Source organism: Streptosporangium roseum DSM 43021, assembly GCF_000024865.1.
Taxonomy (GTDB): Bacteria; Actinomycetota; Actinomycetes; order Streptosporangiales; family Streptosporangiaceae; genus Streptosporangium; species Streptosporangium roseum.
Map to the genome: position 1 here is coordinate 2,903,736 of NC_013595.1, position 14,628 is coordinate 2,918,363.

At 68.5% G+C, this 14,628-nt stretch carries 15 protein-coding genes; 8 read left to right on the forward strand and 7 right to left on the reverse strand.

What is annotated here, in order from left to right; translation table 11 throughout:
* Positions 1–129 precede the first annotated feature (129 nt).
* A complete protein-coding gene (locus SROS_RS12910; RefSeq protein ID WP_012889377.1) occupies positions 130–1,116 on the forward strand; it encodes a carbohydrate kinase family protein in 987 nt (328 codons plus the stop codon).
* Positions 1,117–1,273: 157 nt separating this feature from the next.
* Here SROS_RS12910 and SROS_RS12915 read toward each other — a convergent pair whose 3' ends face one another.
* The 3 genes from SROS_RS12915 to SROS_RS12925 are packed head-to-tail and all read right to left on the reverse strand — an operon-like array spanning position 1,274 to position 3,186.
* A complete protein-coding gene (locus SROS_RS12915) occupies positions 1,274–1,696 on the reverse strand; it encodes a CBS domain-containing protein (protein ID WP_012889378.1) in 423 nt (140 codons plus the stop codon).
* 58 nt (positions 1,697–1,754) lie between these two features.
* Positions 1,755–2,024 carry a sulfurtransferase TusA family protein gene (locus SROS_RS12920; protein WP_012889379.1) on the reverse strand — a complete coding sequence of 90 codons (270 nt, stop codon included), beginning with the start codon at positions 2,022–2,024 and terminating at the stop codon, positions 1,755–1,757.
* A 25-nt stretch (positions 2,025–2,049) separates the two neighbouring features.
* On the reverse strand, positions 2,050–3,186 hold the full coding sequence (locus tag SROS_RS12925; protein WP_012889380.1) for a cysteine desulfurase family protein: 1,137 nt from the start codon (positions 3,184–3,186) through the stop codon (positions 2,050–2,052).
* A gap of 216 nt (positions 3,187–3,402) precedes the next feature.
* On the opposite strand from SROS_RS12925, the gene ctaC reads away from it, so the two are divergent.
* From ctaC to SROS_RS12945, 4 genes are all read left to right on the forward strand, one after another.
* Positions 3,403–4,152, forward strand: a complete 750-nt coding sequence (ctaC, locus tag SROS_RS12930) for an aa3-type cytochrome oxidase subunit II (protein WP_434096150.1) — start codon at positions 3,403–3,405, stop codon at positions 4,150–4,152.
* A 68-nt stretch (positions 4,153–4,220) separates the two neighbouring features.
* Complete coding sequence (gene ctaD, locus SROS_RS12935; RefSeq protein WP_245564733.1) at positions 4,221–5,813, forward strand: aa3-type cytochrome oxidase subunit I; 1,593 nt, start codon at positions 4,221–4,223, stop codon at positions 5,811–5,813.
* The gene (locus SROS_RS12940) at positions 5,810–6,205 is read left to right on the forward strand and encodes a cytochrome c oxidase subunit 4 (protein WP_012889383.1); all 396 of its coding nucleotides are present in this window, start codon (positions 5,810–5,812) and stop codon (positions 6,203–6,205) included. The genes ctaD and SROS_RS12940 overlap by 4 nt, the downstream gene beginning before the upstream one ends.
* Before the next feature lie 157 nt (positions 6,206–6,362).
* Positions 6,363–7,571: a L,D-transpeptidase gene (locus SROS_RS12945; RefSeq protein ID WP_012889384.1), complete on the forward strand. Its 1,209-nt coding sequence runs from the start codon at positions 6,363–6,365 to the stop codon at positions 7,569–7,571.
* A 308-nt stretch (positions 7,572–7,879) separates the two neighbouring features.
* On the opposite strand, the gene qcrB is transcribed toward SROS_RS12945, so the two are convergent.
* From qcrB to ctaE, 4 genes are read right to left on the reverse strand one after another with little or no spacing between them, the layout of a single operon-like run.
* On the reverse strand, positions 7,880–9,517 hold the full coding sequence (qcrB, locus tag SROS_RS12950) for a cytochrome bc1 complex cytochrome b subunit (RefSeq protein ID WP_012889385.1): 1,638 nt from the start codon (positions 9,515–9,517) through the stop codon (positions 7,880–7,882).
* Positions 9,514–10,623 carry a cytochrome bc1 complex Rieske iron-sulfur subunit gene (gene qcrA / locus SROS_RS12955; RefSeq protein WP_012889386.1) on the reverse strand — a complete coding sequence of 370 codons (1,110 nt, stop codon included), beginning with the start codon at positions 10,621–10,623 and terminating at the stop codon, positions 9,514–9,516. The genes qcrB and qcrA overlap by 4 nt, the downstream gene beginning before the upstream one ends.
* Complete coding sequence (gene qcrC / locus SROS_RS12960) at positions 10,623–11,432, reverse strand: cytochrome bc1 complex diheme cytochrome c subunit (RefSeq protein ID WP_012889387.1); 810 nt, start codon at positions 11,430–11,432, stop codon at positions 10,623–10,625. The genes qcrA and qcrC overlap by 1 nt, the downstream gene beginning before the upstream one ends.
* Positions 11,433–11,448: 16 nt before the next feature.
* A complete protein-coding gene (ctaE, locus tag SROS_RS12965; protein ID WP_012889388.1) occupies positions 11,449–12,066 on the reverse strand; it encodes an aa3-type cytochrome oxidase subunit III in 618 nt (205 codons plus the stop codon).
* 195 nt (positions 12,067–12,261) lie between these two features.
* Here ctaE and SROS_RS12970 point away from each other — a divergent pair, with 195 nt between their 5' ends.
* From SROS_RS12970 to SROS_RS12980, 3 genes are all read left to right on the forward strand, one after another.
* Entirely contained in the window at positions 12,262–12,660 is a 399-nt protein-coding gene (locus SROS_RS12970) for a response regulator (RefSeq protein WP_043655460.1), read from the forward strand.
* A gap of 18 nt (positions 12,661–12,678) precedes the next feature.
* Positions 12,679–13,725 carry an anthranilate phosphoribosyltransferase gene (gene trpD, locus SROS_RS12975; RefSeq protein WP_012889390.1) on the forward strand — a complete coding sequence of 349 codons (1,047 nt, stop codon included), beginning with the start codon at positions 12,679–12,681 and terminating at the stop codon, positions 13,723–13,725.
* An 84-nt stretch (positions 13,726–13,809) separates the two neighbouring features.
* Positions 13,810–14,625: a sensor histidine kinase gene (locus SROS_RS12980; protein ID WP_012889391.1), complete on the forward strand. Its 816-nt coding sequence runs from the start codon at positions 13,810–13,812 to the stop codon at positions 14,623–14,625.
* Positions 14,626–14,628 lie beyond the last annotated feature (3 nt).

Here is a 14,628-nt window from a genome sequence, read left to right on the forward strand (position 1 = left end):
CACCTGACGGCCCCGCGGGGTGAGATCTCTCACTCCGCGGGGCCGTCGCGCGTCTGCGAGGTCGCGTATTCTTGCGGGGTTTCACCGCTCGCCCTTCCTTTAGATGCTGACAACGAGGAGAAAGATCCCGTGCGCATCGCCGTCACCGGCTCTATCGCGACCGACCATCTGATGACGTTCCCGGGTCGCTTCGGCGACCAGCTCATCGCCGACCAGCTCGACCGGGTGTCCCTGTCGTTCCTCGTCGACGACCTGCAGGTCCGCCGAGGCGGCTGCGCGGCCAACATCGCCTTCGGCATGGGCTGCCTGGGGCTGAGCCCCATCCTGGTCGGTGCCGTCGGCGCTGACTTCGCCGACTACCGATCCTGGCTGGAGCGGCACGGCGTCGACTGTGAGTCGGTGTACGTCTCCGAGCTCCACCACACCGCTCGGTTCCTCTGCACCACCGACGAGGATCACAATCAGATCGCGTCCTTCTACACCGGCGCGATGGCCGAGGCCCGGCTGATCGAGCTCGGCCCGATCACCCAGCGGCTCGGTGCTCTGGACCTGGTGCTGGTCAGCCCCAACGACCCCGAGGCGATGCTCCGGCACACCGACGAGGCGCGCCAGCGCGGCATCCCCTTCGCCGCCGACCCGTCGCAGCAGCTCGCGCGCATGCCCAGCGAGCAGATCCGCGAGCTGGTCGACGGCGCCGCCTACCTGTTCGGCAACGACTACGAGAAGGGTCTGATCGAGCAGAAGACCGGCTGGTCCGACGAGGAGATCCTCGACCGGGTCGGCGTCCGCGTCACCACGCTCGGTCCCAAGGGCGTCGTGATCGACCGCAAGGGCGAGCCGTCCCTGCACGTCCCCCCGGCCCCCGAGCTCGGCAAGGCCGACCCCACCGGCGTGGGCGACGCCTTCCGGTCCGGCTTCCTGTCCGCCCTGGCCTGGGGCCTGTCCCTGGAGCGGTGCGGCCAGGTCGGCAACCTCACCGCCACCCACGTGCTGGAGCGCGTCGGAGGTCAGGAGTACGAACTGGGCCAGAAGGTCTTCCTGGAGCGCTTCGCCGCCGCCTACGGCGCCGAGGCCGCCGCCGAGGTGGCCCAGCACGTGAAGTGCCACCACGCCTGAGTTCTCGCCACGGCGAGCCCGCTGGAGGCACCGGCCGCCCACCGGGCTCGCCGTACCCCACGCTCCTCGCCCGGACCGCGCCGCCCGCCGTGACGCCGGGCGGCCGGGATCGCCCGGCGTTCCGCGGTGGCGCCGCGGAACGCCGGGCGGCCGGAGCTCAGGATCTGGCGTAGACGCGGTGCACGAAGTCAGCGAGCTGGTCGTCCGGCAGATGCTTGGCCAGGTCGGCCTCACTGATCATCCCGACGATGCGGCTGTTCTCGATCACCGGGAGCCGCTTGATCTGGTGCTCCTCCATCTTGGCCAGGACGTCCCGGGCGGTGGCGTTCGCGGGCACCCAGACCAGGCCCGTGGCCATCTCGCCTGCGGTGACCTTCGACGGGTCCTTGCCCGCGGCCACGCACTTCACCACGATGTCGCGGTCGGTGATGATCCCCTTGAGCCGGTCGTCGCTCCCGCAGATCGGCAGCGCGCCGACCCCCAGTTCCCGCATCAGCTGCGCGGCCCGGTCGAGCGTCTCGTGCGCCTCGATGCACCGGGCTCCCGAGCTCATCAGGTCCTTGGCAGTCTCTCCGCTCATGTGTTCCCCCCGAAACGTGTGCCGACTTTCGGGGGGTTCTACCCGTTTTCCGGATAAGTCAGTAGTTGCGCCGCACGTGGATGGCCCAGCCGCCGCCGGGGAGCTCGTAGCTGGCCACATGGTGGTGGGACTTCAGCCGGCACCAGGCCGGGATGTCGGTGAACGCCGCGGGGTCGTCGGCGAGGACCGAGACGATCCCGTTGCGCGGGACCTGGTTGATCTGCTCGGCGAGCATGATGATGGGGATCGGGCACTTCTTGCCCAGCGCGTCGATGGTCAGCGCCGGAGGCTGGGTGGATCCCTCCGTGGCGGTCTGCCTGGACGTCATGAAACCTTCACTCCCCGAATGTTGATCACGTCCTTACACCCGCGTCCTCGCGGATCCTCTTCACCATGTCCGGCAGGACGGCGAGGAAGCGGTCGACATCCGTGGCGGATGCGCCCTGGGGCAGCGATACCCGGACGTTGCCGTGTGTAAGCACGCCCATGGCCTCCAAAACATGTGATGGACGAAGCGTACTCGCCGTGCAGGAACTGCCGGACGATATAGCGAATCCTGCCTTATCCAGTTCTGTCAACAATGCTTCACCTTCCACGTAAAGACACGAAAAGGTGACAATGTGTGGGACTCGCGCGACGGGATCCCCGATGACCTCGACATCGGGGACGAGCCGGGGCACCTCCGTCCTGATCCGGTCCACGAGCGCCGAGAGCCGGGCCGACTCCTGCGCCGACTCGGCCGCCATGGCGCGCAGCGCGGCGGCCGCCGCGACGATCGCCGGCACGTTCTCGAAGCCGGGGACCCGGCGGCGCTCCCGGTCGTCCTCGGGCAGCGGGGTGCGCCACCGGGTGCCCTTGCGGACCGCCAGCACGCCGACCCCGGCGGGGCCGCCCCACTTGTGCGCGCTCGCCGTCAGCACCGACCAGCCCTCCGGCGTCGGCATCCGGCCGGCGGTCTGCGCCGCGTCCACCAGCAGCGGCACGCCGGCCTCGGCGCACAGGGCCGCGGCCTCGGCGACCGGCTGAACCGTGCCGACCTCGTGGTTGGCGCTCTGCAGGCAGGCCAGGGCCGTACCGCCGGAGAGGACCGCCTCGCCGAACGCGGCCAGGTCCACCGCGCCGGTGCGGCCGACGCCGATCGTCTCGACCGAACCGCCGTCGCGTTCGTGGATCCCGGCGGCGTGCAGCACGCTGGAGTGCTCCACCGCCGAGGTCACCAGGCGGCGCCCGGCGCGCCGCCGTCCGTGCAGGGTGCCGAGCACGCCCAGATGCACGGCCTGGGTCCCGGAGGCGGTGAACGAGACCTCGTCGGGCCGGGCGCCGAGCGCTTCGGCGATTTCCGTCCGCGCCTGTTCCAGTAACATCCTTGCGCGGCGGGCTGGACCGTACAGTCTCGCCGGGTCGGCCCAGCCGACGTCGAGCGCCGCGATCAGAGCCTCGCGTGCCTGAGGGTGCAGCGGCTCGGTGGAGGCCGCGTCGAAGTACGCCACGCCTCAATCGTCGCACCAAGTGCGGCGCATTCGGGGGCTGCGCGGGGGGGCGGGGGTGGTCCGCGCTAGTGTGTCCCCCAGCGTAAAGCTGTGAACTACAAGTTGTGAACATGAATAAACGACCGCCCAGGAGCGACTCCTGGGCTTCATCTGTGGGGTAGGCGATCCGTGAGTCCGACCCGCCGTTCTGCACGGCGTCCGTTGGCCCGCCGCCGGGTGCCACGCGCTGCCGCTCTGGCGCTGCTGTTGGTGTCCGCGACGGCCTGTAGTGCCGATGAGTGGTCCCGGGGCGGCTTGCCCGGCGCTATCACCAAGCAGGCCGAGACCGTTCAGAATCTGTGGAACGGATCCTGGATCGCCGCTCTCGCCACCGGCGTGGTCGTGTGGGGCCTGATCCTGTGGTCCGTTGCCTTCCACCGCAAGAAGAAGAACTCGAAGGATGAGCTGCCGCCCCAGGTGCGCTACAACCTCCCCATCGAGATCCTCTACACGGTGGTGCCGATCATCATGGTCGGCGTGTTCTTCTACTTCACCGCGCGTGACCAGAACTACGTCAACGCGATGACCGGCCAGGCGCCCGTGAAGGTCAAGGTCGAGGGATTCCAGTGGAGCTGGCGCTTCACGACGGACTACAACGGCAAGAAGGTCGAAGTCGTCGGCAAGCCCGTCAGCGACTACACCCAGGGGCCGCAGCTGGTGCTCCCGGTGAACCAGAAGGTCGAGTTCGACCTCGTCTCGCCGGACGTCATCCACTCCTTCTGGGTGCCGGCCTTCCACTTCAAGCGCGACGTGATCCCGGGTGTCGAGAACAAGTTCGAGGTCGACACGCTGAACAAGCCCGCCGTCTACGCCGGCCGGTGCGCCGAGCTCTGCGGTACGGACCACAGCCGGATGCTCTTCAACGTGAAGCTCGTCCCGCAGGCCGAGTTCGACCAGTACATCGCTAGCCAGGCGGGTGCCCAGTGACCGCACTTAACGAACCCCTCACTCTCGCGCCGGTGGGGGCCCGCAAGGGCTCCGTCATCGCGAAGTGGATGTCGTCCACCGATCACAAGATCATCGGACATCTCTACCTGATCACCTCGTTCGTGTTCTTCCTGATCGGCGGCGTCATGGCGCTGATCATGCGAGCGGAGCTGGCGCAGCCGGGCCTGCAGATCACCAGCAACGAGCAGTTCAACCAGCTGTTCACCATGCACGGCACGGTCATGCTGCTCATGTTCGCGACGCCGCTGTTCGCCGGCTTCGCCAACGAGCTCATGCCGCTGCAGATCGGCGCGCCCGACGTGGCGTTCCCGCGCCTGAACATGGTCAGCTACTGGCTGTTCACCTTCGGCAGCACCATCGCCCTGTCGGGTTTCCTTACCCCGGGCGGCGCGGCCAGCTTCGGCTGGTTCGCCTACACCCCGCTGTCGAACGCGATCAGCTCGCCGGGAATCGGCGGTGACCTGTGGATCGTCGGCCTGACCATCAGCGGTCTGGGCACGATCCTCGGCTCGGTCAACTTCATCACCACGATCGTCTGCATGCGCGCACCCGGCATGACCATGTTCCGGATGCCGATGTTCACCTGGAACATCCTGCTCACCTCGATCCTGGTGCTGATGGCCTTCCCGGTGCTCGCCGCGGCCCTGCTGGCCCTGGAGGCCGACCGCAAGCTCGGCACCCACATCTTCGACTCGTCCACCGGCGGCGCGCTGCTCTGGCAGCACCTGTTCTGGTTCTTCGGCCACCCCGAGGTCTACATCATCGCGCTGCCGTTCTTCGGCATCGTGACCGAGATCCTCCCGGTCTTCAGCCGCAAGCCGCTGTTCGGCTACATCGGCCTCGTCGGCGCGACCATCGCCATCGCCGGTCTGTCGATCACCGTGTGGGCCCACCACATGTTCCCGACCGGCCAGGTGCTACTGCCGTTCTTCTCCTTCATGACGTTCCTCATCGCGGTACCGACCGGGGTGAAGTTCTTCAACTGGATCGGCACGATGTGGCGAGGGCATCTGTCCTTCGAGTCGCCGATGCTGTTCTCGATCGGCTTCCTGGTCACCTTCCTGTTCGGTGGTCTGACCGGAGTCATCCTGGCCTCGCCGCCGCTGGACTTCCAGGTGTCCGACTCCTACTTCGTCGTGGCCCACTTCCACTACGTCGTCTTCGGCACCGTGGTGTTCGCGATGTTCGCGGGCTTCTACTTCTGGTGGCCCAAGTTCACCGGCAAGATGCTCAACGACACCCTGGGCAAGGTGCACTTCTGGACGCTGTTCATCGGCTTCCACGCCACCTTCCTGGTCCAGCACTGGCTGGGCGCGCAGGGCTTCCCGCGCCGCTACGCCGACTACAGCCCGATCGACGGCTTCACCGACCTGAACATGGTCTCCTCGGTCGGAGCCTTCCTGCTCGGCGCCTCCACGCTGCCGTTCCTGTACAACGTGTGGAAGACCCACAAGACCGCGCCGAAGGTCACCGTGGACGACCCGTGGGGCTTCGGAAACTCGCTGGAGTGGGCGACCTCCTGCCCGCCGCCGCGGCACAACTTCACCTCGCTGCCGCGCATCCGGTCCGAGCGCCCGGCGTTCGACCTCAGATACCCCTACGCCTCGGCCCCGCGCGAGCAGCTGGAGGAGAAGCGATGAAGGTCCAGGGTTGGTTGTTCATCCTCTGCGGGATCTTCTTCGCCGCAGTGGACGTCGTCTACTGGTTCTGGTCCAGGGAGCCGGTCGGCACGACGGCGATGGCCATCTCGGTGGGCTTCGCCTTCATGATCGGCTACTACCTGATGTACACCGCTCGCCGCATCGGCGAGCAGCCGGAGGACAACAAGCAGGGTGAGATCAGCGACGGCGCCGGAGAGCTCGGCTTCTTCAGCCCGCACAGCTGGTGGCCGCTGTTCGTCTGCCTGGCCGTCTCGCTCACCGCGGTCGGCCTGGTCATCGGCTGGTGGCTTTTCCTCATCGGTGTCTTCGCGGTCATCATGACCATGATCGGATTCGTCTTCGAGTACTACCGGGGTCACTTCTCGCACTGATCCCGGCACGTCTCCGCCGAAGAAGCGGACCACGGAAAATTTCCGTGGTCCGCTTTTTGGCGTTTGTTGGCAGGTTAGGAGTGATGTCTTACGTGGTGCTCCGCTTACTCCGGGTAATAACAGAATCAGTAGATGAGTCCGGGACGGGGGAGTTCACGTGGGGCAGGCGATCCGTGGTTCGAGCCAGGGGGCCGGGCTGCTGGCCTTGGTGCTGGCGACCTCATGTGCGGCGAGCAACGGCGCCGGTGTGCCGGGCACGCCGAGCCCCATGAGCTACGCCGACGCCGCCGTCAGCGTGGTCCCCGTCGACAGGACCGGCAAGGTGCCGACGGGCACGACCGTCCTGGTGGCGGCCCGGGGCGGGGTTCTGAAGAAGGTCACCGTCAAGGGGGAGAACGGCTCCCTGGCGGGCGTGCTGAGCGCCGACGGCACCCAGTGGCGCAGCCGGGGCACGGCGACCCCCGGAACCTCCTACAGGGTCAGCGCCACGGCGGTGAACCCGGCGGGCAAGGCCACCGAGACCACCACCTCCTTCTCCACCGTCAAGGCGGACAAGACTTTCGCGATCGAGACCTTCGCCCCCAACAGGGACATGACGGGCCTCACCGTCGGCGTCGGCATGCCGGTCATGATCACTTTCGACCAGCCCATCTCCGACCGCGTCTCGGTGGAGCGGAACCTGACGGTCCACGCCTCCAGGCCGGTCTTCGGGGCGTGGCACTGGTTCGACGACAAGACGGTGCACTTCCGCCCCCGGGAGTTCTGGCCGGCGCACACCAAGGTCCGGGTCGAGGCCCGGCTGGCGGGTGTGCGCGGCGGCGACGGCCTGTACGGCAAGCGGAACCAGAGCATCGACTTCAAAATCGGCCGTTCCCAGATCACCAGGGGGAGCACCGGCACCCACCACCTGACCGTCAGGCGCGACGGCAGGAAGATCCGCGAGATGCCCATGAGCGCGGGCCAGGGCGGCGTCTGGAAGTACTACACGACCAGCGGCATCCACCTGGCCATGTCCCGCGAGCCCGTCACCATCATGACCTCGCCCGGCATCGGGCCCGGTTCGCCGGGCTACTACCAGATGACCGTCTACAACACCGTCCGGATCTCCAACAGCGGCGAGTACATCCACAGCGCCCCGTGGTCGGTGGGCTCGCAGGGCAACTCCAACGTGAGCCACGGCTGCGTCAACGTCAGCCCGGCGAACGCCAAGTGGTTCATCGACAACACCCTGATCGGCGACCCGATCATCATCACCGGATCGCCCCGGGTGCTGGAGCCGACCAACGGCTGGGGGCACTGGCAGGAGAACTGGAAGCAGTGGCTCAAGTGGAGCAGCGTCAAGCACTTCACCACCGAGGCCCACTGACGGCGCCCCAGGCGCACCACACGGCCCCGCCGACCCCGGCTGCGTCCCTTTCCTCGGACCGGCATCCGGAGGCCTCCACGGCGCTCTGAGAAGCGCGTACGGCCCCCGGGTGGCTGTCCGGAGCCCTCTGCGGCCCTGTGAGGGACGCGTACGGCGCGGTGCTCCGAAGAACGCTTCGGTCCGGGGGCGGTCTCCGGAGGTCTCCACGGCGCTCCGAGAAGCGCGTACGGCCGGCGAGGGCGGGGCGGTCCGGAGAGACGACAGGGCCCGGACACCGAGGTGTCCGGGCCCTGCCTGTGGCGGATCGGTCAGTGCCGGGTGAGGGACTTGTCTTCCTCGCCCGAGCCGACGGCCGCGTGCTCCTCGTGAGGGTGCTCGCCGTCGAGCGGGATCTTCTCCCCGCCGTAGGCCTTGCTCAGCTTGGCGCGGAGCTTGCCGAGCGGGCCGCGCATCCCCTTGGGCGGGATGCCGTCGCTGTCGGCGGAGGTGCCGGTGATCACCGGGATCGCCGTCTTGCCCCGCATGTGCGCCTCGATGGCCTCGTTCGGCGGAACGTGGACCTCGATGTACTCACCCGAGGGCAGGCGCTTGATGACGCCGGACTCCACGCCGTGCCCGATGACCGCGGCGTCGCTGCGCTGCAGGCCCAGGCACATCCGGTAGGTGATGAAGTAGGCGACCGCGGGACCGACGAAGACCAGCACCCGGCCGACGTAGGTCGTCCAGTTCAGCGAGACGTGGAAGAACGCGGAGATCTCGTCGTTGGCGCCCAGCAGCCACAGGACACCGTAGAAGGTGACCGCGGAGATGCCGATCGAGGTGCGGTGCGGGTTGTTGCGGGGACGCTCGGCGACGTGGTGCTCGCTGCGGTCCCCGGTGACCCACTGCTCGATGAAGGGATACAGGGCCAGGCCCGTCATGACGATGCCCATCGGGACCAGCGCCGGGATCAGCACGCTCAGCGGCAGCGTGAAGCCCAGGAAGTTGATCTCCCAGGCGGGCATCAGGCGGAGCGAACCCTCCAGGAATCCCATGTAGAAGTCGGGCTGGGAGCCCGCCGAGATGTCGGCCGGAGTGTAGGGACCGAACAGCCAGATCGGGTTGATCTGGGCGAAGGTGCCCAGCAGCGCGATGGCGCCGAAGGTGAACATGAAGTACGCGCCGGCCTTGGCCATGAAGGCCGGGTAGAACGGAGCGCCCACCACGTTGGTGTTCGTGCGGCCCTTGCCCGGCATCTGCGTGTGCTTCTGCACCCACATCAGGATCATGTGGGCGGTGATGAGCGCCAGCAGGATGCCCGGGATGAGCAGGATGTGCAGCGAGTAGAACCGGGAGACCACGTCCTCGCCGGGGTATTCGCCGCCGAAGAGGAAGAAGGTGATCCAGGTGCCGACCAGCGGCAGGGAGATCGCCACGCCCTCGGTGATCCGCAGACCGGCGCCGGAGAGCAGGTCGTCGGGGAGGGAGTAGCCGGTCAGGCCCTCGGCCAGGGCCAGCGTCAGCAGGCCGACGCCGATCAGCCAGTTGAGCTCGCGCGGCTTGCGGTACGCACCGGTGAAGAACACTCGGAGCGCGTGCACCATCATGCCGGCGACGAACAGCAGGGCGGCCCAGTGGTGCATCTGCCGCATCAGCAGGCCACCGCGGACGTCGAAGCTGATGTGCAGAGCCGAGGCGTACGCCTCGGACATCATGACGCCCTTGAGCGGCTCGTAGGAGCCGTCGTAGACGACGTGAGCCATGGTGGGCTTGAAGAAGAAGGTCAGGAACGTGCCGGTCAGCAGCAGGACGATGAACGAGTACAGCGCGATCTCGCCCAGCAGGAACGACCAGTGGTCGGGGAAGACCTTCCGCAGGTTGCGCTTGAGGAAGTTTCCCGCGCCGATGCGGTCGTCGATGAAGCTGCTTGTGCTCGCTATGGGCTTCGGAACGTTTCCGGTGCTCATGCGTGGCCTCCGTTCTCACGGACCTCGGCCTCAGCGTCGCCGCGCTCCCAGAAGCTAGGACCAGGAGGAACGGCGAAGTCCGCCGTGGCGACGAGGTAGCCCTCATTGTCCACGGCGATGGGCAGCTGGGGCAGGGGCCGGGCGGCCGGACCGAAGACGACCTTGGCGCCGTCGGCGGCGTCGAAGGTCGACTGGTGGCACGGGCACAGGATGTGGTGCGTGGTCTGCTCGTACAGGGCCGCGGGGCAGCCGACGTGCGTGCAGATCTTCGAGTACGCCACGATGCCGTCGTGCGTCCAGTTCAGGTTCGTTCCGGACTTGATCTCTTCCGGACGGAATTTGATCAGGATCAGCGTGGCCTTGGCCAGCGCGTTCAGGTCGTGCTCGTAACCCTCGGGCACCACCGACAGGATGCCGCCCGGGGAGTTGAAGTCCGCCGCGCGGATCGGCGCGCCGGTCCCCTCGACGACGAGCTTGCGGTGCTTGCCGTCCTTGGTCTTCTCGCCCCAGACGGTGTGCCGCAGCTTCTTCGGGAAGTCGCTGTAGGACGGGCCGAGGTCGCGGAGCAGGACCAGCGGGGCCAGGCCCAGCGGGGCCGCGGCCATCAGCAGCGTACGGCGGAGCAGCGGCCGCTTGGTGATGCCGCTCTCGGCCGCGCCCTGCAGGAAGGTCTCGGCGACGTACTCCCGGGCCTGACCGTCGGAGGCCATCGGGTGGCGCTCCTGGACCAGGTTGTACTTCGGCATGATCATGCGGACCCAGACCACGATGCCCGCGGCCAGCGCGAGCAGCGCCAGCGTGAGCGTGCCGCCCAGGGCCAGGTTGGAGATCTGCGTCTTCTCGACGTCGCCGACCTGGAACGCCACGTAGGCCACGATGAAGCCGATGCCCGCGATCAGGGCGACGGTGAAGCACAGGGCGGCGATCTTCTCGCCCTTCTTCGCCGTCGCCTCGTTCTGCGGGATCACGCCGGGGACGGCGACGTCCCCGGCGTGCTGCTCCTCGGTTCCGAGCAGGGAGGTTCCCGTGGCGGGCGAGGGGGTGCCGATGACGCGCTTGGGCACGCGTCCTTCGGGTTGCTCGATGTCGTGATTGGTGTCAGTCATTAGTGGGCCTGTCGCTTCTTCGCGGTGATCCAGATGGCGGCCAGGACGAGCAGGCTGATGCCCGCGATCCAGGCCACCAGGCCCTCGGTTACCGGGCCGATGCGGCCGAGACCTGCGCCGCCGGGGTTGGGCTCCTCACGCACGCCCACGATGTAGGCGATCATGTCCCGCTTCTGCTCGGGAGTGATGATGCTGTCGTTGAACACCGGCATGGCCTGCGGGCCAGTGATCATGGCCTCGTAGATCTGCGTCGGCGTGGCATCGTGCAGCGGCGGGGCGTACTTGCCCTGGGTCAGGGCGCCGCCCGCGCCGACGAAGTTGTGGCACTGGATGCAGTTCGCGCGGAACAGCTCGCCACCCTTCGCCTTGTTGCCCTTGGCGGGGTCGACCTGCTCCTGCGTGGGGACGGTCGGGCCGCCGCCGAGAGACTGGATGTAGGCCGAGAGCTGCTTGATGGTCTCGTCGTTGACCCACGGGGCCGTGGGCTTGCGCGGTGCCTGGGCGCCGGGGTTGGCCAGGGGCATGCGGCCACTGCTGACCTGGAAGTCCACGGCGGCCGCGCCGACGCCGACGAGCGACGGACCCTGTGCGGTGCCTTCGGCGTTGAGGCCGTGGCAGCTCGAGCAGCTCTGCTCGAAGAGTTTCTTGCCCTCCGCCACGTCGTCGGCCCTGCCGGAGGCGATGGCCGCGTCGGCCCGCTCGCCCGGCGGGGCCGCGAGGGTGTAGAACCCCCCGACCAGCCCGAGGGCCAGAAGCAGGACGGCGTATCTCGCGAGGGGATGCCGCCGCCTAGCGGTGATCCTGTTCACTGAGATCCCCGATTCCTTAATGAATGCCGTAGATGGTCACGAAAAGGCCAATCCAGACCACGTCGACGAAGTGCCAGTAGTAGGACACGACGATCGCGCTGGTCGCCTGCTCACGGGTAAAGCGCTTCGCGGCGTACGTGCGTCCCAGCATGAACAGGAACGCGATCAGTCCACCGGTCACGTGGAGGCCGTGGAAGCCCGTGGTCAGGTAGAACACCGAGTCGTACGCGGAGTGCGACAGGGTGTGCCCCTCGTGGACCAGCTGGCTGTACTCGTACAGCTGGCCGCCGACGAACACGGCGCCCATCAGGAAGCTGACGATGTACCAGAAGCGCAGCTTGGCGACCTGGCCCTTCTCGGCCGCCCACACGCCCAGCTGGCAGGTCACGCTCGACAGGACCAGGATGATCGTGTTGGCCAGCGAGAACGGAACGTTCAGGTGGGCCTCGGGCCAGGGCAGACCCTGGCCGAGGCTCACCGACCGGATGGTGAAGTACATCGCGAACAGCGCCGCGAAGAACATGAGCTCAGAGGACAGCCAGACGATCGTCCCGACGCTGACCAGATCTGGTCTGCGGGACGAATGTGCTGTCGTCGTCGTTGAGATTGCGGATGCTGTCGCCACGGGCAGCATTATTGCGGCTCCCCGGCTCGGGTCGCCGCACGACCCCCCAATAGGGGGTTCAAACGTCCGTTCAAAGTGGACGTACGGGGCATTTCGCTCGCCGATGCCTCCGGCCTGGGTCTGCGGGCCGGGTGACCGGTAGCATCCCAGGTGACCATACATCGACAAGGGATAGTGAGCGCGACCGTGAGCACCGACGACAAAATGAGGGTCCTCGTCTACAGCGACGACGCGAGCACCCGCGAGAAGGTGCGTCAGGCGATCGGCCGGCGTCCCGCCGCCGACGTGCCCCTCGTGGAGATCGTGGAGTGCGCCACCCACGCCAAGGTCGTCCAGCACTTCGACTCGGACGGCATCGACGTCGCCGTGCTCGACGCCGAGGCGCAGCCGGCCGGTGGCATGGGCGTGGCGCGCCAGGCGAAGGACGAGGTCTACGACTGCCCGCCGATCTGCCTGCTGATCGCCCGCCGCGACGACCGCTGGCTGGCCGAATGGTCCCGAGCCGAGGCCGTCGTGCCGCAGCCGATCGACCCGGTGGTCCTGGCCGACACCGTCGCCGACCTGATGCGCCGTCGCCTCTCCACCCGCCTGACCGCCCGGTAGAACCCTCTGGAGACCCCCATGGACGCGCGCACCACCTGGCCCGCGCTGCTGACGGCCCTGCTCGCCGGTGAGCACCTCACGGCGGACGAGACCGCCTGGGCGATGAACGAGATCATGTCCGGTTCGGCCACGCCCGCACAGATCGCCGGCTTCGCCGTGGCCCTGCGGGCGAAGGGGGAGACGGTCGCGGAGGTGACCGGGCTGGCGCGCACGATGCTGGAGCGGGCCACCCCGCTGTCGGTGGAGGGCCCCATCGTCGACGTCGTCGGCACCGGCGGCGACCGCGCGCACACGGTCAACGTCTCGACCATGGCCGCGATCGTGGCCGCCGCCGCGGGCGCGCGGGTGGTCAAGCACGGCAACCGCTCCGCGTCCTCCTCCTGCGGGGCCGCCGACGTGCTGGAGCACCTGGGGGTCGTGCTCGACCTGTCCCCGTCCGGCACCGCCAAGGTCGCGATGGAGGCGGGCATCGCCTTCTGCTTCGCGCCGCTCTACCACCCGGCCCTGCGCTTCGCCGGTCCGCCGCGCAAGGAGCTCGGCATCCCGACGGTCTTCAACTTCCTGGGCCCGCTGACCAACCCGGCCAGGCCCGAGGCGCAGGCGATCGGCATCTTCGAGCCGGGCATGCTCCCCGTGGTCGCGGGCGTGTTCGCCGAGCGCGGGGTGTCGGCGCTGGTCTTCCGGGGCGACGACGGGCTGGACGAGCTCACCACCGCGACCACCTCCACCGTCTGGGTGGTGCGCGAGGGCAACGCCACGCGGACCGTCTTCGACCCGGCCGTGCTGGACATCCCCAGGGCCGGTCCCGACGCGCTGCGCGGCGGGGACGTGGCGTACAACGCCCAGGCCGTGCACGACCTGGTCGGCGGCAAGACCGGCCCGGTCCGTGACGCGGTGCTGCTCAACGCCGCCGCCGCGCTGGTCGCGCTCGACGGCAAGGGCGACGACCTCGACGCCGCCATGTCCGCCGGCTACGGGCGGGCCGTCCAGGCCCTCGACTCCGGTGCCGCCGCGGCCACCCTCGACCGCTGGATCGAGGCCAGCCAGGCGCTGAAGCCGCGCTGACCTCGGATCATCCCCTCACGGGCGGACGGAAGATCCACCCGTGAGGGGATGCAGCTCCTCCGAGGGCCGTCCTAGATTGCGGTCATGTGGCGTGTTGACCCCCCGGCCGAGCAGATACTGCCTGTCCTGGTGCTTCTGGTGGTGTTCGGCCTGTTTCTGGTCATCGCGGGGCTCGCCCGCGAACGCCAGCTCCTGCTCCTGAGGCTCCGCCGGGAGCAGGACAAGCTCGCCGACCAGCAGGACGCGCTGGCCCATGCCGCCGTCACCGAGGAACGCACCCGCATTGCCCACGAACTGCACGACGTCGTCGCCCACGGGATCAGCATGATGACGCTCGGCGTCGGCGCCGGTCGCATGATCATGGAGAAGGATCCCGTGCGGGCCCGCGAGACCCTGCGGCTGGCCGAGGAGTCGGGCCGCCAGGCGCTTCTGGAGCTCCAGCGCATGCTGTGCCTGCTGAGGACCGAGGGGTCCCCGGGGACCAGGACGCCCCAGCCCAAGCTGTCGGACCTGTCCGACCTGCTGAGCCAGGTCCGCACGGCGGGCCTGATGGTGGACGTGATCGAGGACGGCAGGCCCGTCGAGATCGGTCTCGCCCTCGAACTGTCGGCCTACCGGATCGTTCAGGAGGCGCTCAGCAACACTCTCAGACGCGCCCGGGCGCACTCGGCCCACGTCACCCTGCGCTGGCGGCCGGGCTTCCTGGACGTGCTGGTCCGCGACGACGGCCAGGTCACCACCACGGCGACCACCGGCCACGGCCTGCTCGGCATGCGCGAGCGCGCCACGCTCTTCGGCGGGACCCTCGAAGCCGAGGCGCTCCCCGAGGGGGGATTCGAGGTGCGAGCCCGGCTGCCCACGGCGGGCGAGGTCCGTTCAGGCCCCCGCCCGGCCGCGTGAGCG

Bases quoted from the DNA above. Each gene is read 5' to 3' on its own strand.
- SROS_RS12915 (WP_012889378.1), bottom strand. From the start codon at position 1,696: ATGAGCGGAGAGACTGCCAAGGACCTGATGAGCTCGGGAGCCCGGTGC.
- SROS_RS12920 (WP_012889379.1), bottom strand. From the start codon at position 2,024: ATGACGTCCAGGCAGACCGCCACGGAGGGATCCACCCAGCCTCCGGCG.
- ctaD (WP_245564733.1), top strand. From the start codon at position 4,221: ATGTCGTCCACCGATCACAAGATCATCGGACATCTCTACCTGATCACC.
- SROS_RS12940 (WP_012889383.1), top strand. From the start codon at position 5,810: ATGAAGGTCCAGGGTTGGTTGTTCATCCTCTGCGGGATCTTCTTCGCC.
- qcrB (WP_012889385.1), bottom strand. From the start codon at position 9,517: ATGAGCACCGGAAACGTTCCGAAGCCCATAGCGAGCACAAGCAGCTTC.
- qcrA (WP_012889386.1), bottom strand. From the start codon at position 10,623: ATGACTGACACCAATCACGACATCGAGCAACCCGAAGGACGCGTGCCC.
- ctaE (WP_012889388.1), bottom strand. From the start codon at position 12,066: ATGCTGCCCGTGGCGACAGCATCCGCAATCTCAACGACGACGACAGCA.
- SROS_RS12970 (WP_043655460.1), top strand. From the start codon at position 12,262: ATGAGGGTCCTCGTCTACAGCGACGACGCGAGCACCCGCGAGAAGGTG.
- trpD (WP_012889390.1), top strand. From the start codon at position 12,679: ATGGACGCGCGCACCACCTGGCCCGCGCTGCTGACGGCCCTGCTCGCC.
- SROS_RS12980 (WP_012889391.1), top strand. From the start codon at position 13,810: ATGTGGCGTGTTGACCCCCCGGCCGAGCAGATACTGCCTGTCCTGGTG.